The sequence below is a fragment of the Erwinia sp. E_sp_B01_1 genome, assembly GCF_036865545.1.
Lineage (GTDB): Bacteria > Pseudomonadota > Gammaproteobacteria > Enterobacterales > Enterobacteriaceae > Erwinia.
Genome location: NZ_CP142208.1, coordinates 470,192 through 491,782 on the forward strand (window position 1 = coordinate 470,192; position 21,591 = coordinate 491,782).

The window sequence follows — 21,591 nt, forward strand, 5'->3', positions numbered from 1 at the left end:
TGGATTTGTATACAAATATTTTTCTTTTTATGTGACCCACTTAACAATATAAATAACGTTACTTCAGGACAAAAACGCTACAAGTACTCTGTCATTACGGGATAACACATGTCTCTTATCCGAGACATGTGAAGAGTCAGTCCGCAAAAATTGCTGTGCTCTGGCTACTCAGTCAACGATAACCCGGCCATTCAAAGGCTGGACAGGGCGACTGTTATTATCACCTAAGACTTTCTTAAACGCGTCAATTTGTCCGGCAGACAAAGTGACCGGTTGCTTCATCACCAGCCAGCGAACACCTTCAGTGCAGGGAGGGGTGGTAAGCGATCCACTGAAGCGGAAGTAATGTTTATCACCAGGCATTAATTCGGCCAATGAAACAGGCTTAGCCACTGCTTCGGCAACATTAATTGTAGCGGGCACCATATTGAGAATATCTGCAATGGCCGGGTTCGCTTTCCCCTTTTCAAACATCACGCCAACCACGGCCAGATTGCCTTTGTCATCGCTATGGACAAAATGCAGTTCCAGAGGATAAGCCCTGCCATTTATCTGGTTCTCAGAAGGGGTATGGAAGTGGAACTGAAGCAGGGTAAATTCTGTGTCGTCCACCAGCAGCTTATCGCCATCATGGACATTTAACTGCAGTGTGTGACCATTATTGATAATGCTCTTGTCTTTTGCCTGGTAAGTCAGGCTCAGTGGCGGAAGTTCACTCTTAACAACCTGCTGAATATCAACAGGGGACTGATTATAGCCTTTCTCGCAGGCACCAAAATCCTCACTTAATTTCCCCCATTTTTCCGGGGCACCGTCACCAGAATAAGACCAGTGTGGCATTGAGTGGGCATGGGCTAAAGGCGCGGTGAGGAGAGAGACAACAAGGGCAAGAGAAGAAATTTTTACGTTCATGATGAGTTACTATCCTGGTTAACAGTTTCTGCAAAATGCTGTGGGCGAAGGATGCCCACAGCAAGAAAGCAGATAGTAACGGCACTAAATTAAATGAAGGTTTAATTAAGTCTTAAGGTGCAGGAAACCTGACTTTCCCCTGCCCTCGATCAATTTTTTACGCCGGTGATCCGGCACCACTCTTCTTTCTCTGCCACTGCATCCAGCGTAAATAACTCTGCATAAGCTTCGCAGACGCTTTCTGCCTGACTTGCCAGCACGCCAGAGAGGCCCAGATTACCGCCTGTGACGGGCAGTACGCTAATCAGCGGCGCAAGCTCACGCAGAGGGCCGGCAAGAATATTGGCGACCACCACGTCTGCACTCAGGTTATCGGGCTGTTCGTGGGGCAGGTACAAAGAGAGACGTTCTGACACGCCATTACGCTGGGCGTTGTCACGGCTTGCCTGAATTGCCTGGGGATCAATATCAATACCTATCGCTTTAGCTGCACCCAACTTCAGCGCAGCGATAGCTAAAATTCCGGAACCACAGCCAAAATCGATCACTGTTTTCCCTTCCAGATCCAGGCCATCCAGCCAGGTGAGGCAAAGTGAGGTGGTCGGGTGTGTGCCGGTGCCAAAAGCCAGGCCAGGATCCAGCATCACGTTCACCGCATCAGGATCCGGAACGTCACGCCAGCTAGGACAGATCCATAAACGCTGCCCAAAACGCATCGGATGAAAGTTATCCATCCACTCACGTTCCCAGTCCTTGTCTTCAATCTGTTCGATTTTATGTGCGAAACCCGAGCCCAGCAAAGGGCAAGCTTCTAAACCGAGGATAACCAGATCCATATCGGTTTCCGCATCAAACAGGCCGATGGCATCGGTATCGCCCCATAACAGCGTTTCGCCGGGGAGGGGTTCAAAAACCGGGTTGTCATGCGTGTCCTGAAACGTGACCGAGACAGCCCCGTTCTCGATCAGCGCATCGCCCAGCTCTTCAGCCTGAGCGCCAGTGGTGTTAATTTTCATTTGTATCCAGGGCATGGCAATTCTCTTTATTCAAACAGGGGTGGAAGCCGGCGCTGACACGGCAGCGGTATGGCCAAAACGGTTACCCATCACGAAGGCAATCAAACTGATCGCCAGAGAGGGCACAATAGGATGGAATCCCCATAATTGCAGCGAAAGGCTGGCCAGCAGCGTATAGCATCCGGCACCAGCGATCATGCTGCTTAGCGCACCCGCCGCATTGGCTTTTTCCCAGTATAACCCCAGCACCAGCGGCCAGAGGAACACGGCTTCCAGTCCGCCAAAGGCCAGCAGATTTAACCAGATGATCATTTCAGGCGGATTCCATGCCGCCACCAGCAGTAACAGACCCATTATCAGCGTGATAAGACCAGACATCCGCTTGAGCAAGGGCTCGTTGTCCATATGCTGCGGCCGCAACCGTAAAAAGAGATCTTTTACGATGGTAGCGGAAGCCTGCAGAAGCTGGGCATTAATGGTCGACATAATGGCAGCCATCGGAGCAGCAAGAAAAATCCCGGCAGCCACAGGCGGCAATACATGGATCATCAGGGTAGGGATGACCTGATCGGGGATCGCCAGATCGGGCATCACTGCCCGTCCAAGCGCGCCGGCAAGGTGCATGCCAAACATCAGGATAGCGACCACTACCGTGCCAAGAATAATCCCGCGATGAACGGCTTTGCTGTCTTTATAGGAGATGCAGCGAACTGCGGTATGCGGCAGGCCAATCACCCCAAAACAGACCAGCACCGAGAAGGAGGCCAGGAAAGTTGGGCTGAGGATGTTATCGACTCCGCTGGCAGAGACCAGTTGAGGATCGATTTGCTGCAGCTTCTCCACGGCGCTGTGCACGCCACCAGCGGCATGAATGACCGCAAACAGCAGCAGGAAAGTGCCTGCCAGCATTACCAGACCCTGCATGGCATCGTTCAGCACGCTGGCCCGAAAGCCTCCAAACGCCGTATAGAGCGCAATTGTGCCCCCGAAGATCAGTAATCCCGTGTCGTAGGGAATACCCGCCGCTGTCTCAAGCAGGCGCGCGCCACCGATAAACTGCACGGTCATAGCACCAATAAACGCAATCAGCAGGCTGAGGCTGGCAAACCACACCAGCAGGGGACTACGATAACGGGCGTAGAGCATGTCATTAAGCGTAACCGCGTTATAACGCCTGGCCAGGATAGCGAATTTTTTCCCAGGATACCCAGGGATAACCAGACGGCTGGCACCTGCACCATAGAGAGCAATACCCAGCCAAGGCCATATTTATAAGCAGCCCCTGGGCCGCCTATAAATGAGCTGGCGCTGATATAGGTGGTGGTCAGCGTCATCGCCAGTACAAAACCGCCCATTGACCGGCTACCCAGAAAATATTCTGTCAGGAAGTTGCCCTCGCGGCGTTTACGCATGGCGTAAACAGAGAGACCCGCAACCAGCAAAAGATAGGCAATCAGGGGCAGGATGATTTCAAGTTTCACTATTCATCTTCCAGAGGAATGTCACGGAATACCAGCCTGACCATCAGCCAGCAGAGCAGAATAAAGAGCGCGGGAACAAGCAGGCAGGCCATTTCAAACCAGTGTGGCAGCCCGGTAATCCCCGGCCGATCGTCCGGCAACCAGGCCATCAGTGACCAGGCGGCAAGATAGGCTACAGCCAGCCAGAATGACCAGCGAGCTTCGCGATGAGCCTGAACGAAACGCTTGTCCATGTATACCTCACCTTAAAAATGCAAAGAAAAAGGCCGGTCAGACCGGCCTTTTTTAAAACATCAGGCTAATCAGGTTTCCTGAAGGCCGAGTTTTTTCTCCAGATAGTGGATATTGGTTCCACCGTGCTGGAAGTTCTCGTCACTCATGATCTTCATCTGCAGCTCAACGTTAACTTTGATGCCGTCGATGATCAGCTCAGCCAGCGCATTCTTCATGCGGGCGATAGCAACCTCACGGGTTTCGCCGTAAGTGATCAGTTTGCCGATCATGGAGTCATAGTACGGCGGAACAGTATAGCCGGCGTAGATATGAGATTCCCAACGAACGCCAAAACCACCTGGTGCATGGAAGCGGGTGATCTTGCCTGGGCTTGGCAGGAAGGTGTTAGGATCTTCGGCGTTGATACGACATTCCACCGCATGGCCGCGGATGACCACGTCTTCCTGTTTGATCGACAGAGGCTGACCAGCAGCAATACGCAGCTGTTCTTTGATCAAATCCACGCCAGTGATCATCTCGGTCACCGGGTGTTCAACCTGGATACGGGTGTTCATCTCAATGAAGTAGAACTCACCGTTTTCGTACAGGAACTCGAAGGTTCCTGCGCCACGGTAACCGATTTCGATACAGGCTTTAGAGCAACGATCGCCGATAAAGCGACGCATCTCGTCGGTGATACCTGGTGCAGGGGCTTCCTCAACCACTTTCTGGTGACGGCGCTGCATGGAGCAGTCACGTTCAGCCAGATAGATAGCATGGCCCTGACCGTCAGCCAGCACCTGAATCTCAATGTGGCGTGGGTTTTCCAGGTATTTTTCCATATAGACCATATCGTTGTTGAAAGCCGCTTTGGCTTCCGCACGGGTCATATTGATGGACTGTTCCAGATCTTTTTCGTTGCGCACTACGCGCATACCACGGCCACCACCGCCGCCAGAAGCTTTGATGATTACCGGGTAGCCAATCTGCTTACCGAACGCACGGTTTTTATCCATGTCGTCAGTCAGCGGGCCGTCAGAGCCTGGCACGCAGGGAACCCCTGCTTTTTTCATCGCGTTGATGGCGGAGACTTTGTCTCCCATCAGGCGAATGGTTTCAGCTTTAGGGCCGATGAAAATGAAACCTGAACGCTCAACCTGCTCGGCAAAATCCGCATTTTCGGACAGGAAGCCATAGCCAGGGTGGATAGCCACGGCACCGGTGATCTCTGCAGCAGAGATCAGGGCAGGGATGTTCAGATAGCTTTTCACTGACTGCGCAGGACCAATACAGACGGTCTCATCTGCCAGCAGCACATGTTTTAAATCGCGATCCGCAGTTGAATGCACGGCCACAGTCTTAATGCCCAACTCTTTACAGGCACGCAGAATGCGCAGCGCAATTTCACCACGGTTAGCTATAACAATTTTATCCAGCATGGTTCGCCTCGTTATTCGATGACTACCAGCGGCTCGTCAAATTCAACGGGTTGGCCGCTTTCGACCAGAATCGCTTTCACAACGCCGGATTTATCGGCTTCGATCTGGTTCATCATTTTCATCGCTTCAACGATGCACAGAGTGTCGCCAGCGTTAACTTTCTGACCCACTTCCACAAACGCTTTAGCGTCCGGGCTTGGGGTACGGTAGAAAGTGCCCACCATTGGTGAACGTACGATGTGGCCACTGATCTCGGCTGCAGCCGGCGCTTCCATGACGGGTGCAGTAGCGGGTGCAACGGCGTTAGCCAGTGCAGGTTGCTGCATCATTGGCGCAGCATAGTGCTGCATCATTGGGTAGCCAGCGTTTGCCGGTGAACGACTGATGCGAACAGACTCTTCACCTTCAGAAATTTCCAGTTCAGAAATGCCTGATTCTTCAACCAGTTCGATCAGTTTTTTTATCTTACGAATATCCATGAGTGTGGTTCCGTACTCTGTTTAATTAGATTGTGACAGGCGTTTAACCGCCGTCTGCAAAGCCCAGGAGTAACCGTCGACACCAAGTCCACAAATTACACCGGCAGCAATATCAGAAAGATATGAATGATGACGGAAAGGCTCGCGAGCATGCACATTCGACAGGTGAACTTCAATGAATGGAATGCTGACTGCCAGCAGGGCATCCCGAAGCGCTACGCTGGTATGGGTGAATGCCGCCGGGTTAATGACGATATAATCGACATTGCCTTTCGCCTCATGAATGCGGTCAATTAACGCATATTCCGCATTGGACTGGAGATGACTCAGTTTCACGTTGAGCGCATCAGCTTGCGATGTAATGTCACTGACGATCTCAGCCAGGGTCGTTTTCCCGTACTTTTCTGGCTCACGAGTGCCAAGAAGGTTCAGGTTGGGACCGTTTAAGAGCAATATGTGAAACTTATCAGCCATCTTGCTGCTATCTCCTGCGATAATTGAGGCATCGCACAAAATACAACGCGAAAAGCCATTTGTCACCTTTCCAGGTGAAAATAGGCCTGCTCGCAGGTTCGAAGTCGGGCATTATAACGATTTCGTGGCAATTCGCAGCTAAATACTGGTCGTATCAGCGAAGATTATCAACCGCCCGGCTGAACAGACAGGCGGTTTAATGCAGGAAATGCGGGGCAGTACACACTCTTAGCGCAGCCACTGACGGAATTTTTTATAACGCCACACCAGCAGGATCGCGGCAATCAGCGCATAAATCCACGGCTGAGGAGAGTAAGTTTTCACTGACCACAAATAATGGATGGGCGCGAGGATCAACACCAGATAGACGCCGTTGTGCAACGTTTGCCAGCGTTTTCCCAGCTTACGTTGCGCTTTCTGGAAGGAAGTAAGCGCCAGGGCAAGTAAAATCAGCCAGCTGATGATGCCCAGCGTCAGATAAGGGCGTGAGATCAGCTCCGAACCTAACAGGCCAAGGTTGCTGATACCCAGTTCCAGCACGGAATAGCTGACCAGATGCAGCGTTGCCCAGGCAAAACACCATAAACCCAGCAACCGGCGAACCCGGATTAACAGCGGTTGTTTGCCGTAGCGGGCCAGCGGTGTTATCAGCAAGCTCCCCAGTAAAAATTTCAGCGCCATCCTGCCGGTAAAATGCTGGATATCCTTGGCAGGATCGGCGCTGAACCAACCCTGATCGACAGACAACAGTAACCAGAGCAACGGCAGAAAGCCGGCAAGATGCAGTAGCACTTTTAACCAGGTGATCTCTCTGGCGGTTAAACGCCTCACTAGAAGTTCTCCCGCAAGTTCATTCCCCGGTACAAAGAAGCCACCCGATCGGCATAGCCATTGAACAGCAGGGTAGGCTGGCGTTTAACGTCCAGAATGCCGCCAGAGCCGATAAAGCGCTCGGTTGCCTGCGACCAGCGTGGATGATCGACATGCGGATTCACATTGCCATAAAATCCGTATTCATTTGAAGCCAGCTGGTTCCAGGTGGTGGGGGGCATATTCTCGACCAGAGTGATTTTGACGATCGATTTGATCCCTTTAAAACCGTATTTCCAGGGTACGGTCAGACGGATGGGGGCGCCATTTTGTGGAGGAAGCGCTTTACCATACACTCCGGTCGTCAACATTGTCAGGGGATGCATGGCTTCATCAATGCGCAGCCCTTCAACGTAGGGATAATCGATGCCGCCGCCAATAAAACGATCTTTCTGACCGGGCATTTGATCGGGTGCATAAATTGTCTGAAAGGCGACATAGCGAGCTTTGCTGGTGGGTTCTGCGGCTTTCAGTAATTTGCCAAGTTCAAACCCCACCCAGGGCACGACCATCGACCAGGCTTCCACACAGCGCATACGATAGATACGCTGTTCCAGCGGGAAGCGTTTGAAAATATCATCCATCGACAGCGTCATCGGTTTACCAACTTCACCCCCAATTTCAATTTTCCAGTCATCCGTTTTCAGCGTACCGGCATTGGCTGCAGGATCGGCTTTATCCAGCCCGAATTCATAAAAGTTGTTGTAGCCGGACACTTTGTCGGCAGGCGTTAAAGTCAGGTCAGCCTGATACTGCGCAGGTTTAGTGAAGTCCAGGGGCTTACCGGCGGGAGCTGCGGGGCGGTCGTTTCCTTTGAACCACGACAGCACATCGGCACGAGCGGCGACAGGCAACGATAAAGCGGCGGCACTGATGCCCAGCGTTTTCAGCAACTCACGACGGCGGGTGTTAAAAATACTTTCAGGAGTGACATCACTTTCAGTAAGTTTATCAAAAGGTTTCATCTGGCGGCCTCCACAGGCTCGGTCTTTTCTTATCTGAAGCATGACTAAAGAGGAGGGTTTACGCGAATTAAGGGCGAAAAATGTGAAATTTCCTGGGGACTCCTTCCTTTAGTGAAAAGGAAGGAGAGAAGGGACTAACGAATTCTGACCAGCGTACGGCCAGTTGATTCGTTATTCAGCAACCTGGCAGCGCTGTCAGCGGCTTCAGCAAGAGTAATCTCTTGTGTGGCCTGCTGGTAAAACGTTTCGGGCAGCGTTTTAACCACTCTTTTCCAGGCCTCAATCCGACGTGCGGCAGGCGTGTTTACGGAATCGACGCCCTGAAGACGGACATTGCGCAGGATAAAAGGCATCACCGTGGCGGGTAAGTCAAACCCGCCAGCCAGCCCGCAAGCGGCTACCACGCCTGAATAATTCATCTGTGCCAGTACGCTGGCCAGCACGTTGCCACCTGCTGTATCCACTGCACCAGCCCACTTTTGTCTGTCCAGGGGGCGACTTTCACCACTAAACTCGCTACGCGGTAGGATCGCTTTAGCACCCAACTGATGAAGATACTCGTGAGTAGATTCGCGTCCGCTGACCGCAACGACCTGATAGCCCAGCGCGCTGAGCAAGGCAACAGCGGTGCTGCCGACCCCTCCACTCGCTCCCGTCACCAGAACCTCGCCACTTTCCGGGCTTACGCCTCCCTCTTCAAGAGCCATCACGCAGAGCATGGCGGTAAAACCCGCAGTGCCGATAATCATCGCTCTGCGCGCATCAAGGCCCTGTGGCAGCGGCACCAGCCAGTCACCTTTCACCCGTGCCTGCTCCGCCAGTCCCCCCCAGTGATTTTCTCCCACGCCCCATCCGGTCAGGAGCACTGACTGTCCGATGTGAAAACGAGGGTCCTCACTGTGATGAACCTTTCCGGCGAAGTCGATACCGGGCACCATCGGGAACTGGCGGATGATTTTTCCTTTGCCGGTAATGGCTAAAGCATCTTTATAGTTCAGGCTTGACCAGTCGATGTCTACGGTAACATCGCCTGCAGGGAGGTCATCTGACGTGAGATGTTTGATGGCCGCAAGAGTCCTGCCATCGGATTGTTCAAGAACCAGCGCTTGCATGAGAATCTCCTGAAAATGAAACCACGTTGCAGAATTGAAGTCTTACATCACTATACTCCCGATAATGGTCACTAATCTGATATCCGGCAAATAACCGGCGGAGCGGATGTGATAGTTTCAGCGGCGTGCCGCAGGCGGGAAGTCTGAGGGACTACGAATTTCAATCCGGCAGGTGCGGGACGTCAGTATTCAGACCGCACCTTAACCGCAGTTAACAGGCACAGGGATGCGATTAACCACTAAACTTTCGGCGATGATTACGCTTTTAAGCACGCTGGCAATGTCACTGATGCTGGTGGGATGCGTAATAAGTTTTTCTACCTCAGTGCACTGCGGGCAGAGCACCGTATAGGGCTGATGGCTGAAGATGTTGATACGGCTCTGGTATCACAATCGCCAGAACAAATTTCGCAATGGTTACAAAAGATCATGGGGCCGCTGCAAATTGTTCGTGTGGATTTCATCAAGGATAACCAGAGCCGTCTTACCGTTCATCGCTATCAGGATCCGGTGGTGGAAGATGAGCCCAATCAGTACCGTGAATCTCTGCTCGCCCTGCCAAATCATCCCGATTATGCCCTCCGCGTCCAGTGGGTGGACTCCACCAGAACCTGGTTAAAATCTTTTATTGGCGCTTCGGTGATCGGCGTTATCGGTGCAGCGGTTGCGGTAATGATCGTCATTCTGGTGCTGACTCACCGTTGGCTCTATCGCCAGCTCAAGGGGATGGAGCGGCTGGAAATCAGAGCTGGGAAGGTCATTAAAGGGGAGAGGAGTACGGTTAAACCCGGCACGGTGCATGAGTGGCCGCCAAAGGCCAGTAGTGCCCTGGACATCCTGCTGGCCGATCTGCATGAAGCGGGGGAGCAGCGTACACGCGTGGATACGCTGATCCGCGCTTTTGCTGCGCAGGATGCTAAAACCGGCCTCAACAACCGGCTTTTTTTTGACAGTCAGCTGGCGACCATGCTGGAAGATAATGAGACGGGCGGCGCACACGGAATGGTCATGATGATACGCCTGCCAGACTTTGATACGTTGCGCGATAACTGGGGCCATAGCCAAACCAATGACTATATTTTTGCGCTGGTGAATTTGCTGTCGACCTTTGTGATGCGTTATCCCGGAGCCTTACTGGCGCGCTATTTCCGCAGTGATTTTGCTGTGCTTCTTCCGCACCGAAGTCTGAAAGATGCGGACAGTATTGCTTCGCAGCTGATTAAAGCCGTAGATGCCCTGCCTCCTACAAGAATGCTGGATCGGGAGGATATGATCCATATCGGTATCAGCGCCTGGCGAAGTGGCCAGGCGACACAACAGGTGATGGAAAATGTGGAATCAGCGACCCGGCATGCGGCACTCCAGGGCGGCAATAACTGGTCAGTGGGCGAAACACCGCAGCCTGAGTTTGCCCGTGGCAGCGTAAAATGGCGCACTTTACTGGAAAATACGCTGCATCGTGGCGGACCCAGGCTGTATCAAAAACCTGCCGTAACCCATGATGGCAAGGTTCATCATCGCGAGATGATGCCGCGCATCTTTGACGGTGAAAAAGAGCTTCTTTCAGCAGAGTATTTGCCGTTTATTCAGCAGCTGGGCATGGCCGAAGGGTATGACCGGCAACTGGTCACGCGGATGCTGGCTCTGCTGCCAGTCTGGCCGGAAGAGACGCTGGCAATCCCGCTGACAGTCGACGCTTTGCTCCAGCGTCCCTTTCAGATCTGGCTGCGCGATATGTTGCTGCAATCCACTAAATTACAAAGAAATCACATTTTATTTGAACTTGCGGAAGCAGATGTGTGTCAACACATCAGCCGTTTAGGTTCCGCTTTCCATTTGCTGAAAGGTTTTGGCTGTCGAATCGCCATTAATCAGGCGGGGTTGACGATGGTCAGTACGGCCTATATCCGGCAGTTTGAGGTGGAGCTGATCAAGCTTCATCCGGCGCTGGTCAGAAATATTGAACGTCGTACTGAAAATCAGCTCTTTGTAAGAAGTTTACTGGAGAGCTGCACGAATACTTCCACGCGGGTTTTTGCGGCCGGCGTGCGGACCCGTGCCGAGTGGCAAATCCTTATGGAACTGGGCGTGGCGGGTGGTCAGGGCGAATTTATTGCGCCCTCACAACCGCTTAATAGCAGCGTGAAAAAATATTTGCAAAGATATCAAGTTTAATCTGCCGTTGTGCTGGAATTCACGTAGAATACCCGCGCGGCTGTGGTGCCGGCACGGGTAGCCTGGTTAGCCAGTGACCTGAGAAATGTTAAATTTTATGTACGTTATGTCCATCTGAACGCCCTGGAAATGGGGGCGTAGCCTGAAGACTGGCTGGCTGTTCGCCGCCCGTTTAGCGGTGTGCTGAAGATGCGAGATAGCGTGATTTTTCACCGAAGTAGACCATTTTTGCGCCTTGTCGCTGCTTCGTGTGGTTGGTAAAGTAAGCGGATTTTATTTTCCGCCCCCAGCTTGCAGGATTATCCTTCAGTATGTTTAAAAAATTCCGTGGCATGTTTTCCAACGACTTGTCCATCGACCTGGGTACAGCCAATACCCTGATTTACGTAAAAGGGCAGGGCATCGTGTTGAACGAGCCCTCAGTAGTCGCGATCCGTCAGGATCGTGCCGGTTCCCCTAAGAGCGTTGCGGCTGTCGGTCATGATGCAAAACAGATGCTGGGGCGTACGCCCGGCAACATCGCGGCTATCCGGCCGATGAAAGACGGTGTTATCGCCGACTTCTTCGTGACCGAGAAAATGCTGCAGCACTTCATCAAGCAGGTTCACAGCAACAGCTTTATGCGCCCAAGCCCTCGCGTGCTGGTCTGCGTACCAGTGGGTGCCACTCAGGTTGAGCGTCGCGCTATCCGTGAATCTGCCCAGGGTGCTGGTGCACGTGAAGTGTTCCTGATTGAAGAGCCGATGGCTGCTGCTATCGGTGCCGGCCTGCCGGTATCAGAAGCTACCGGTTCTATGGTGGTGGATATTGGTGGCGGTACCACTGAAGTGGCTGTTATCTCACTGAACGGTGTTGTTTACTCTTCTTCCGTCCGTATCGGTGGCGATCGCTTTGATGAAGCTATTATTAATTATGTGCGTCGTAACTATGGCTCACTGATTGGTGAAGCCACCGCTGAACGCATCAAGCATGAAATCGGCTCTGCTTATCCGGGCGATGAAGTGCGTGAAATTGAAGTTCGTGGCCGTAACCTGGCTGAAGGGGTACCGCGTGGCTTTACGCTGAACTCCAACGAAATTCTGGAAGCCCTTCAGGAGCCGTTGACCGGTATTGTCAGCGCGGTGATGGTTGCTCTGGAACAGTGTCCGCCAGAACTGGCATCCGACATCTCTGAACGCGGTATGGTTCTGACCGGCGGTGGCGCTCTGCTGCGTAACCTGGATCGTCTGCTGATGGAAGAAACCGGTATCCCGGTTGTCGTCGCAGAAGACCCGCTGACCTGCGTTGCTCGCGGTGGCGGTAAAGCGTTGGAAATGATCGACATGCACGGCGGCGATTTGTTCAGCGAAGAATAATTTGCTTTAAGGAGTGTGGGCATTTTGCCCGGCACTCCTTTTTCAAGATGTCGAGGAATACGCCGAGTTTATGAAGCCAATCTTCAGCAGGGGGCCTTCCCTGCAGCTACGCTTGTTTTTAGCGGTTATTGTGGCTCTGGGCGTGATTATCGCCGACAGTCGTATGGGCGCTTTTAGCCAGATACGCACCTATATGGATACGGCGGTCAGCCCATTCTATTTTCTGGCCAACGGGCCACGTCAAATTCTGGACAGTGTTTCTGAAACACTGGCCTCCCGCCAGCAGCTTGAACTGGAAAATAAAGGATTACAGCGCGAGCTGATGCTGAAAAACAGCGAGCTGCTTATGCTGGGTCAGTTCAGGCAGGAAAATGCCCGTCTTCGCGAACTGCTGGGTTCACCCCTGCGTCAGGATGAGCATAAGATGGTCACCCAGGTCATTTCTACAGGGACAGATCCTTACACCGATCAGGTCGTCATTGATAAAGGCAGTATGAACGGCGTGTATGAAGGCCAGCCGGTCATCAGCGATAAAGGTGTCGTGGGGCAAGTGGTTGCCGTGGGTAAAATCACCAGCCGCGTGATGCTGATTTGTGACTCTTCCCATGCGCTGCCGATTCAGGTACTGCGCAATGACATCCGCGTTATTGCTGCCGGTAACGGCTGTACAGAAGATTTGCAGCTGGAACACCTGCCAGGTAATACCGATATCCGTGTTGGGGATGTTCTGGTGACCTCCGGACTGGGGGGACGTTTCCCTGAAGGTTATCCTGTTGGCGTGGTCTCTTCCGTCAAACTGGATACGCAGCGTGCTTACACCGTGATTCAGGCACGTCCCACCGCCGGGCTTCAGCGTCTGCGCTACCTGCTTTTACTCTGGGGCGCCGATCGCAACGGCACCATGCCAATGGCACCCAATGAAGTTCACCGGGTTGCTAATGAACGATTGATGCAGATGATGCCGCAGGTTCTGCCTGCGACAGGCGATATGATGGGACCGCCGGCGCCGGGCCAGCCTGCTGGCTCCGTTCCCTCCTCGTCTGGCCAGACGGCACCCGCCGCAACGGCCTCTCCATCCAGTGTACCCGCCCCCGCGGAGGCCAGCCTTGAGTAGCTATCGCAGCCACGGACGCTGGGTTATCTGGCTCTCGTTTCTGGTCGCACTGGTTCTGCAAATTATGCCCTGGCCTGAACAACTTTATATGTTCAGGCCCTCGTGGCTGCTTCTGATTCTGATCTACTGGGTGCTGGCTCTGCCTCATCGCGCGAATGTCGGTACGGGCTTTGTGATGGGATCTATAATGGATCTTGTCTCTGGCTCGACGCTGGGCGTACGTGCTCTGGCATTCAGCATCGTGGCTTATCTGGTCGCGTTCAAATTCCAGCTGTTCCGTAACCTCGCACTCTGGCAGCAGGCGCTGATGGTCATGGTGCTCTCCCTGGCTATGGATGTCATTGTATTCTGGGCTGAATTTTTAGTGATAAACGTCTCGTTCCGTCCGGAAATTTTCTGGAGTAGCGTGGTGGACGGTATCCTCTGGCCCTGGCTGTTCTTGCTGATGAGAAAAATACGCCGCCAGTTTGCCGTACAATAAGGAAGAATATGGTATCCCTTTATCTGGCCTCTGGTTCTCCCCGTCGTCGTGAGTTGCTTGAGCAGCTTGGCCTGCGCTTTGAACGTCTCTCCACTCAAGTTGAAGAACAAAAACGCCCGGACGAGCAGGCAGAAGCCTACGTTCGCCGCCTCGCCTGTGAAAAAGCCCGGGCTGGTGTAGCGGTTGCAGAACAGGATCTGCCTGTACTGGGCGCGGATACCATTGTGGTGCTGAATGATGCCGTGCTGGAAAAACCTGCCGATGAAGCAGCAGCCGCAGAAATGCTGGCTAAACTCTCGGGGCAGACGCATCGGGTGATGACTGCCGTGGCGCTGGCCGATGCGAAGCAACTCCTGGATTGTCTGGTGGTGACTGAAGTCACCTTCCGTACCTTATCTGCTGACGACATCTCGGCGTATATCGCCAGTGGTGAGCCGATGGATAAAGCCGGGGCTTATGGGATTCAGGGACTGGGTGGCAACTTTGTCCGCAAAATTAATGGAAGCTATCACGCTGTAGTGGGGCTGCCGCTGGTTGAAACGGCTGAGTTGTTCAGCCAGTTTCAGTCACTGCGTGAGGTAAGGGAACAACATGACCGCTGAACTGCTGGTAAATATCACCCCTTCAGAGACCCGCGTTGCCTATATTGATGGCGGCATCCTGCAGGAAATTCATATTGAGCGCGAAGCGCGTCGTGGCATCGTGGGCAATATCTATAAAGGCCGCGTCAGTCGTGTTCTTCCCGGTATGCAGGCGGCGTTTGTCGATATTGGCCTGGAGAAAGCCGCCTTCCTCCATGCTTCCGATATCATGCCTCATACCGAGTGCGTGGCGGGAGATGAGCAGAAAAATTTCTCGGTGCGCGATATTTCGGAGCTGGTCCGTCAGGGGCAGGACCTGGTGGTTCAGGTGGTCAAAGATCCGCTGGGCACCAAAGGCGCACGTTTAACAACAGATATCACGTTGCCATCCCGTTATCTGGTATTTATGCCGGGCGCTTCACACGTAGGGGTTTCCCAGCGTATTGAAAGTGAAGCCGAGCGCGATCGTCTTAAAAAAGTGGTTTCTTCTTACTGCGATGAGCTGGGCGGCTACATTATTCGTACCGCCGCAGAAGGGGTGGGCGAAGTGGAGCTGGCTTCCGATGCCGCCTTCCTGAAAAGATTGTGGACGAAGGTCATTGAACGCCGTAAACGCAATCAAACCCGCTGCCGCCTTTACGGTGAAGTGGCGTTGTCTCAGCGTATCCTGCGTGATTTTGCCGGTGCCGCTCTGGATCGTATCCGGATAGATTCCCGCCTGACTTATGAGCATCTGGTGGAGTTCACCAGCGAATATATTCCGGAGATGACAGACAAGCTTGAGCTGTATACCGGTAAGCAGCCAATTTTCGATCTGTTTGATGTGGAAAATGAAATCCAGCGCTCACTGGATCGTAAGGTCGAGCTGAAGTCCGGGGGATATCTGATCATCGATCAAACCGAAGCCATGACCACCATCGACATCAATACCGGCGCTTTTGTTGGCCACCGCAATCTCGACGAGACCATTTTCAACACCAATATTGAAGCGACTCAGGCTATCGCCCGTCAGCTGCGTTTGCGTAACCTCGGCGGCATTATCATCATCGATTTTATCGACATGACCAACGAAGACCATCGCCGGAGAGTGCTTCATTCGCTGGAGCAGGGATTAAGTAAAGATCGGGTTAAAACTGGCATTCACGGTTTCTCGCAGCTCGGGCTGGTGGAGATGACCCGCAAACGAACGCGTGAAAGTATTGAGCATGTGCTCTGCCAGGATTGTCCGGTGTGTAAAGGCCGCGGTACGCTGAAGACGGTAGAAACAGTGTGTTATGAAATCATGCGTGAGATTGTACGCGTGCATCACGCTTATGATTCGGATCGCTTCCTGGTTTACGTCTCTCCGGCAGTGGGTGAAGCGCTGAAAACCGATGAGTCCCACGCGCTGGCGGAAGTCGAAATTTTTGTGGGTAAACAGGTCAAAGTTCAGGTTGAACCGCTCTATACTCAGGAGCAGTTTGATGTGGTCATGATGTGACCGACACAAGGAGAAGTGTGTGAGGCGACTACCAGGAATCCTGCTACTCACCGGTGCAATAATCGTGGTGATTATTGCGCTGATGGTGAGTGGGCTGCGTCTGGTGATGCCTCACCTCAATAGCTGGCGCGAACCTCTGCTGGAGACAGTTTCCTCCTCTACGGGGATGCCGGTACAGGCCAGCGCCCTGAATGGCACCTGGGAAAATTTCGGGCCCGTTCTGGAAATCAAAGATTTGCATGTTGCCCTGAAAGAGGGCGATGAGCTGAAGGCCGATCGCATTACTCTGGCGCTGGATATCTGGCAGTCAGCGCTCCACCTCCGCTGGCAGTTCCGCGACCTTACCTTTTATCAACTGAATCTGAAAACCAGTAAACCCCTGACCTCTGACGATGGCAGCAAAGTGCAGCTTGAACCAGGCAAATTCAGCGATCTCTTCCTGCGACAGTTCGATCACTTCGACCTGCGCGACAGCCATATCAGTTTCCTCACGCTTTCTGGTCAGCGTGCCCGCCTGGATATTCCACAGCTAACCTGGCTGAACGAAAAAAATCGCCACCGTGCGGAAGGTATCGTAAGCCTTTCCAGCTTCACCGGGCAGCATGGCGAAGTGCAGGTTCGCCTGGATCTGAGTGACAGCAATGGTTATCTCGATACTGGCCGGGTCTGGATGCAGGCTGACGACGTGGATGTGAAACCCTGGCTGGGCCAGTGGATGCGTGACAATACCAGCCTGGACAGCGCCCGGTTCAGCCTGGCGGCCTGGATGAGCCTGAAAGAGGGCGAAATTTATGATGGCGATATCCAGCTGAAGAAAGGGGGCGCAAGCTGGCAGGGCGATAAACAATCGCATCAGCTTACCGTCGACGATGTGACTGCCCATATCGCCCGTTTCAATAGCGGCTGGCGTATTGAGGTGCCGCAGACCAACCTGGTGACGGATGGCAAGGCCTGGCCTGAAGGGCAGCTTTCTGTGTTGTGGCAGCCGGAAAATGGTCTGTTGCCCGGTCCGGATCACAATCAGGAAATCCGCGTACGCGCCACGCAACTGGATCTGGAGCGGCTTGACCCGCTGATCCCATTGTTCGCAAAATTAACCCCCACGCTGCTGGAGAACTGGCGTTCTCTGCAACCCAAAGGGCGGATCGAGGCGCTGGCGGTAGATATTCCCCTGCAGCAGCCCGAACAAAGCCGCTTCCAGGCCAGCTGGCGTGATTTAAGCTGGCAGCACTGGGAACTGTTGCCAGGAATGGAACATTTCAGCGGCGCACTCTCCGGTGGAGTTGCAAAAGGGCGGGTGGATTTCAATCTGTCCAGTGCCAGCCTGCCCTACGGCTCAATGTTCCGCGCCCCTCTTGAGATAGAGCAGGCGAAAGGTTCTCTGGACTGGCAGTATGCAAAAGACCACTTCACCCTGGCCGGTCATCAGCTGGATGTAAAAGCCCGTTCATTATGGGCGAAGGGTGACTTTACCTACGCTCAGCCGAAGGACAAGGCTCCCCGCCTGGATATTCTGGCAGGCATCAACGTTACCGATGCCGGTGATGCCTGGCGTTACTTCCCCCAGCCGCTGATGGGGACCTCGCTGGTGAACTACCTCAGTGGCGCGATCAAAGGCGGTCAGGTGCAAAATGCCTCGCTGATTTTCGCCGGAAATCCGCATTTATTCCCGTTTAAGCATAATGACGGCATGTTTGAAGTCTGGGTGCCGTTGAAAAAAGCGACCTATCAGTTCCAGCCAGGCTGGCCGGATTTGCAAAACCTCGATATCAACCTGGATTTCGTTAACGATGGCCTGTTTATGAAGGCTGACGAAGCGAAGCTGGGAGAGGTCAACGGCAGGAATATTTCTGCGGTCATCCCGGATTATTTAAAAGAGAAGCTGATCGTTGATGGAGATATCAGCGGCTCAGGTAAAGAGATTGGCAACTACTTTAACCAGTCGCCACTTAAGCCATCATTAGGCGCCGCTCTGGATGAACTGCAGATTGGCGGCGATGTAAGTGGTCGCTTACATCTGGATATTCCGCTGGATGGTCAGCAGGTTCGTGCAACCGGTGATGTGAATCTGAAGAATAATGATCTGTTTATTAAACCTCTGAGCAGCACAGTCAGAGCACTTAACGGGCATTTTACTTATGACAATGGCGATCTGAAGAGCGATCCCATGACCGCCACCTGGTTCGGGCAGCCCATTGATGTCAGCTTCGATACGCTTGAGGGTGAAAAGAACTATCAGGTGGATATTGACCTGAAGGGCGACTGGCAGCCAGGCGAGATGGATGTGGTTCCCGCGAAGCTGCGTGAGCAATTGAACGGAAATGCCAGCTGGAAAAGCAATGTGCTCATCAATCTGCCGCATGGCGGCGGGGCGAATTACCAGGTTGCTCTGGAGGGGGAGCTGAAAAATGTAAGCAGTCACTTACCTGCTCCTCTCGATAAAGCCAGGGGTAAGGCGATGCCGGTGAAAATTGCTGTCAAAGGTAACCTGGACAGTCTCAACCTCAGCGGACTGGTAGGTGACGACAACCGTTTCAACAGCCAGTGGCTGCTGGGCAAACAGCTTAAGGTGGATCGGGGCATCTGGGAAAATCACGCCAAAAGTCTCCCGGCCCTGCCTGAAACGAACGGCATGGTGCTGAATCTGCCGCCGCTGGATGGCGAAGCCTGGCTGGGCCTGTTCAACAGCAAGGGGGCGGGTAAAGGTTCAGCAACCGTTTCTACTGAGCAGACCCGTCAGGGCCTGGCTTATATTCCGGGTAATATCACTCTGCGCACACCAGAGCTGACGCTGGGAGGGCAGCAATGGCATGAGCTGAATGCAACGCTAAGCCAGACTGTTTCCGGCGATACCCGGATTCAGGCTAAGGGGAAAGAGATCGACGCCACGCTGGAGATGAATCAGCGTTCACCCTGGGTGGCTCATCTTAATTACCTCTATTACAACCCGGAGTGGCCTGCAACGGCGGGAGATTCTCCTCTGCCTGGCGATGCCACTGCCGTTGATTTCAGTACCTGGCCTGTACTGGCAGTCACCTGCGATGAATGCTGGCTGCGTGGACAAAAGTTTGGCCGGATGAAAGCCGATCTCAGCCATACGCGTGACACCCTGACCCTGAACAACGGACTGATTGATACCGGAAACTCGAAGCTGAAAGTTGAAGGTGAATGGGTTAACCGTCCAGGCGCACAGCGCACGGCGCTCAAAGGCGTGCTCAGCGGCAGGAAAATCAATGATGCCACTAACTGGTTTGGCATGAACTCGCCGCTGCGGGATGCGCCTTTCAATATTGATTATGACCTTCACTGGCAATCTGCGCCGTGGCAGCCCTCCGAAGCTACCCTGAGCGGCTTACTCAAAACGCATTTTGGTGCGGGGCAGATTGCGGATGTGAATACCGGCAGAGCCGGTCAGCTATTACGGTTGGTCAGTATTGATGCCCTGCTGCGTAAACTGCGGCTGGATTTCAGTGACACCTTCAGCCAGGGCTTCTATTTTGACTCCATTAATGGCACCGCATGGATTGAAAAAGGGGTAATGCACACCGACAATCTGCTGGTAGATGGGCTGGAAGCGGATATTGCCATGAAAGGGAAGATGGACCTGGTGAAAAGACAAATAGATATGGAAGCGGTGGTCGCCCCGGAAATCTCCGCGACGGTGGGCGTGGCAGCAGCCTTTGCTGTTAACCCGGTAGTGGGCGCGGCGGTCTTTGCCGCCAGTAAAGTCCTTGGGCCATTGTGGAATAAAATTTCGGTGCTGCGCTACCACATTTCCGGGCCAATCGATAAGCCCGAAATCGACGAAGTCCTGCGTAAGCCCCGGGAAAAGAGCGCGAAGTGAATTTGACGTGACCTGCGAATTGCCGCAGGCTATAGATATGCGATGCCAGCGGTGCCTGGCTCATCCAAACAGAGCGAGAATTCATGAGTCTGAATCTGGTAAGTGAGCAGTTACTGACTGCTAACAACATAAATCAACAGGATCTCTTTTCCCTTCTCGGTCAGCTGTCTGAACGTAAACTGGATTATGCTGACCTCTATTTCCAGTCAAGCTTTCATGAGTCCTGGGTGCTGGAAGATCGCATCATTAAAGACGGCTCCTGGAATATTGACCAGGGTGTTGGCGTGCGCGCCGTCAGCGGTGAAAAAACCGGGTTTGCCTATGCGGACCAAATCACGCTGAATGCCCTGACACAGAGCGCCACTGCCGCACGCAGCATTGTGCGTGAACAGGGCAACGGTAAATCTCATACGCTCGGCGCGGTGATGAACCGTTCGCTCTATTCCGATCGGGATCCGTTACAGAGCCTGACGCGTGAAGAAAAAATTGCGTTATTGCACCGTGTCGACAGCGCAGCACGCGCTGCAGATAAGCGCGTGCAGGAAGTTTCCGCCAGCCTGAGCGGCGTTTACGAACTGGTTCTGGTAGCGGCGACTGACGGCACGCTGGCCTCGGATATTCGTCCGCTGGTTCGTCTCTCTGTCAGCGTTCAGGTTGAAGAGAATGGCAAGCGTGAGCGCGGCTCCAGCGGCGGCGGCGGTCGTTTCGGCTATGAGTTTTTCCTGGCCGATGAATCCGGCGAAGTCCGGGCTGAAGCCTGGGCTCGTGAAGCGGTGCGGATGGCGCTGGTCAATCTGAATGCCGTGGCTGCACCTGCCGGGACTATCCCTGTGGTGCTGGGCGCGGGCTGGCCGGGCGTGCTGCTGCATGAAGCCGTAGGTCACGGCCTGGAAGGGGATTTCAACCGGCGTGGCACCTCTGTCTTTAGCGGACAGATGGGGCAGCTGGTGGCGTCTGAGCTCTGTACTATTGTGGATGACGGCACCCTTGATGGCCTGCGCGGCTCTCTGGCTATTGATGATGAGGGTGTGCCCGGCCAGTACAATATGCTGATTGAAAACGGCATTCTTAAAGGCTACATGCAGGACAAACTTAACGCGCGGCTGATGGGCGTTAAACCGACCGGCAATGGCCGCCGTGAATCTTATGCACATCTGCCGATGCCGCGCATGACGAATACCTATATGCTCGCCGGTAAATCCACACCGCAGGACATCATCGAAAGCGTTGAATACGGCCTCTATGCGCCGAACTTTGGTGGCGGTCAGGTGGATATCACCTCCGGCAAGTTTGTGTTCTCTACCTCAGAGGCTTATCTGATCGAGAACGGCAAAGTCACCAAACCGGTGAAAGGTGCCACGCTGATTGGTTCCGGCATTGAAGCGATGCAGCAAATTTCCATGGTCGGTAACGATCTGGCGCTGGATAAAGGCGTCGGGGTTTGTGGTAAAGAGGGCCAGAGCCTGCCGGTTGGTGTAGGCCAGCCTACTCTGAAGCTGGATAAACTGACGGTAGGCGGCACAGCTTAGTCCGGCGGGCGATGGGTACCTTAAGACTGTTCCCGAACCCCGAAGCGATGGGAGCATATGCCTTGAGCAAA

16 protein-coding genes and 2 pseudogenes are annotated in these 21,591 nt (G+C 53.5%); 8 read left to right on the forward strand and 10 right to left on the reverse strand.

Going from position 1 to position 21,591, the window contains the following annotated elements; all coding sequences use genetic code 11:
• Positions 1–168: 168 nt before the first annotated feature.
• From VRC33_RS02205 to VRC33_RS02250, 10 genes and pseudogenes are all read right to left on the reverse strand, one after another.
• Positions 169–912, reverse strand: a complete 744-nt coding sequence (locus tag VRC33_RS02205) for a carbonic anhydrase family protein (RefSeq protein ID WP_338560410.1) — start codon at positions 910–912, stop codon at positions 169–171.
• Between the two features lie 149 nt (positions 913–1,061).
• On the reverse strand, positions 1,062–1,943 hold the full coding sequence (prmA, locus tag VRC33_RS02210) for a 50S ribosomal protein L11 methyltransferase (protein ID WP_338560412.1): 882 nt from the start codon (positions 1,941–1,943) through the stop codon (positions 1,062–1,064).
• Between the two features lie 15 nt (positions 1,944–1,958).
• Positions 1,959–3,409 (reverse strand): annotated as a pseudogene (gene panF, locus VRC33_RS02215) (sodium/pantothenate symporter).
• Entirely contained in the window at positions 3,409–3,642 is a 234-nt protein-coding gene (locus VRC33_RS02220; RefSeq protein WP_338560414.1) for a YhdT family protein, read from the reverse strand. Before VRC33_RS02220 ends, panF begins: the two are co-directional and overlap by 1 nt.
• A gap of 69 nt (positions 3,643–3,711) precedes the next feature.
• Positions 3,712–5,061: an acetyl-CoA carboxylase biotin carboxylase subunit gene (gene accC, locus VRC33_RS02225; RefSeq protein WP_338560417.1), complete on the reverse strand. Its 1,350-nt coding sequence runs from the start codon at positions 5,059–5,061 to the stop codon at positions 3,712–3,714.
• A gap of 11 nt (positions 5,062–5,072) precedes the next feature.
• Positions 5,073–5,540 carry an acetyl-CoA carboxylase biotin carboxyl carrier protein gene (gene accB / locus VRC33_RS02230; RefSeq protein ID WP_338560419.1) on the reverse strand — a complete coding sequence of 156 codons (468 nt, stop codon included), beginning with the start codon at positions 5,538–5,540 and terminating at the stop codon, positions 5,073–5,075.
• 21 nt (positions 5,541–5,561) lie between these two features.
• The gene (gene aroQ, locus VRC33_RS02235; protein WP_338560422.1) at positions 5,562–6,014 is read right to left on the reverse strand and encodes a type II 3-dehydroquinate dehydratase; all 453 of its coding nucleotides are present in this window, start codon (positions 6,012–6,014) and stop codon (positions 5,562–5,564) included.
• 228 nt (positions 6,015–6,242) lie between these two features.
• Entirely contained in the window at positions 6,243–6,845 is a 603-nt protein-coding gene (msrQ, locus tag VRC33_RS02240; RefSeq protein WP_338560425.1) for a protein-methionine-sulfoxide reductase heme-binding subunit MsrQ, read from the reverse strand.
• On the reverse strand, positions 6,845–7,849 hold the full coding sequence (gene msrP / locus VRC33_RS02245) for a protein-methionine-sulfoxide reductase catalytic subunit MsrP (RefSeq protein WP_338560428.1): 1,005 nt from the start codon (positions 7,847–7,849) through the stop codon (positions 6,845–6,847). The genes msrQ and msrP overlap by 1 nt, the downstream gene beginning before the upstream one ends.
• Positions 7,850–7,983: 134 nt before the next feature.
• On the reverse strand, positions 7,984–8,961 hold the full coding sequence (locus VRC33_RS02250; RefSeq protein ID WP_338560431.1) for an MDR family oxidoreductase: 978 nt from the start codon (positions 8,959–8,961) through the stop codon (positions 7,984–7,986).
• A gap of 226 nt (positions 8,962–9,187) precedes the next feature.
• On the opposite strand from VRC33_RS02250, the pseudogene csrD reads away from it, so the two are divergent.
• From csrD to tldD, 8 genes and pseudogenes are all read left to right on the forward strand, one after another.
• Positions 9,188–11,136: pseudogene (csrD, locus tag VRC33_RS02255) on the forward strand (RNase E specificity factor CsrD).
• A gap of 311 nt (positions 11,137–11,447) precedes the next feature.
• Positions 11,448–12,491 carry a rod shape-determining protein MreB gene (gene mreB / locus VRC33_RS02260; protein ID WP_003855260.1) on the forward strand — a complete coding sequence of 348 codons (1,044 nt, stop codon included), beginning with the start codon at positions 11,448–11,450 and terminating at the stop codon, positions 12,489–12,491.
• A gap of 70 nt (positions 12,492–12,561) precedes the next feature.
• Positions 12,562–13,605, forward strand: a complete 1,044-nt coding sequence (gene mreC / locus VRC33_RS02265; protein ID WP_338560435.1) for a rod shape-determining protein MreC — start codon at positions 12,562–12,564, stop codon at positions 13,603–13,605.
• Positions 13,598–14,086, forward strand: coding sequence for a rod shape-determining protein MreD (mreD, locus tag VRC33_RS02270; RefSeq protein WP_338560438.1), 489 nt, complete (start codon positions 13,598–13,600; stop codon positions 14,084–14,086). Before mreC ends, mreD begins: the two co-directional genes overlap by 8 nt.
• Before the next feature lie 8 nt (positions 14,087–14,094).
• Positions 14,095–14,688 carry a Maf family protein gene (locus VRC33_RS02275; protein ID WP_338560441.1) on the forward strand — a complete coding sequence of 198 codons (594 nt, stop codon included), beginning with the start codon at positions 14,095–14,097 and terminating at the stop codon, positions 14,686–14,688.
• Positions 14,678–16,147, forward strand: coding sequence for a ribonuclease G (gene rng / locus VRC33_RS02280; protein ID WP_338560444.1), 1,470 nt, complete (start codon positions 14,678–14,680; stop codon positions 16,145–16,147). Before VRC33_RS02275 ends, rng begins: the two co-directional genes overlap by 11 nt.
• Before the next feature lie 19 nt (positions 16,148–16,166).
• Complete coding sequence (gene yhdP, locus VRC33_RS02285; RefSeq protein WP_338560446.1) at positions 16,167–19,991, forward strand: AsmA2 domain-containing protein YhdP; 3,825 nt, start codon at positions 16,167–16,169, stop codon at positions 19,989–19,991.
• A gap of 83 nt (positions 19,992–20,074) precedes the next feature.
• Positions 20,075–21,520: a metalloprotease TldD gene (gene tldD / locus VRC33_RS02290; protein WP_338560448.1), complete on the forward strand. Its 1,446-nt coding sequence runs from the start codon at positions 20,075–20,077 to the stop codon at positions 21,518–21,520.
• Positions 21,521–21,591: the final 71 nt, after the last annotated feature.

Coding starts and splice junctions, on each gene's coding strand:
- VRC33_RS02275 (WP_338560441.1), top strand. CDS start 14,095: ATGGTATCCCTTTATCTGGCCTCTGGTTCTCCCCGTCGTCGTGAGTTG.
- tldD (WP_338560448.1), top strand. CDS start 20,075: ATGAGTCTGAATCTGGTAAGTGAGCAGTTACTGACTGCTAACAACATA.
- prmA (WP_338560412.1), bottom strand. CDS start 1,943: ATGCCCTGGATACAAATGAAAATTAACACCACTGGCGCTCAGGCTGAA.
- rng (WP_338560444.1), top strand. CDS start 14,678: ATGACCGCTGAACTGCTGGTAAATATCACCCCTTCAGAGACCCGCGTT.
- aroQ (WP_338560422.1), bottom strand. CDS start 6,014: ATGGCTGATAAGTTTCACATATTGCTCTTAAACGGTCCCAACCTGAAC.
- msrP (WP_338560428.1), bottom strand. CDS start 7,849: ATGAAACCTTTTGATAAACTTACTGAAAGTGATGTCACTCCTGAAAGT.
- accB (WP_338560419.1), bottom strand. CDS start 5,540: ATGGATATTCGTAAGATAAAAAAACTGATCGAACTGGTTGAAGAATCA.
- VRC33_RS02250 (WP_338560431.1), bottom strand. CDS start 8,961: ATGCAAGCGCTGGTTCTTGAACAATCCGATGGCAGGACTCTTGCGGCC.
- mreC (WP_338560435.1), top strand. CDS start 12,562: ATGAAGCCAATCTTCAGCAGGGGGCCTTCCCTGCAGCTACGCTTGTTT.
- VRC33_RS02205 (WP_338560410.1), bottom strand. CDS start 912: ATGAACGTAAAAATTTCTTCTCTTGCCCTTGTTGTCTCTCTCCTCACC.
- accC (WP_338560417.1), bottom strand. CDS start 5,061: ATGCTGGATAAAATTGTTATAGCTAACCGTGGTGAAATTGCGCTGCGC.
- mreB (WP_003855260.1), top strand. CDS start 11,448: ATGTTTAAAAAATTCCGTGGCATGTTTTCCAACGACTTGTCCATCGAC.
- VRC33_RS02220 (WP_338560414.1), bottom strand. CDS start 3,642: ATGGACAAGCGTTTCGTTCAGGCTCATCGCGAAGCTCGCTGGTCATTC.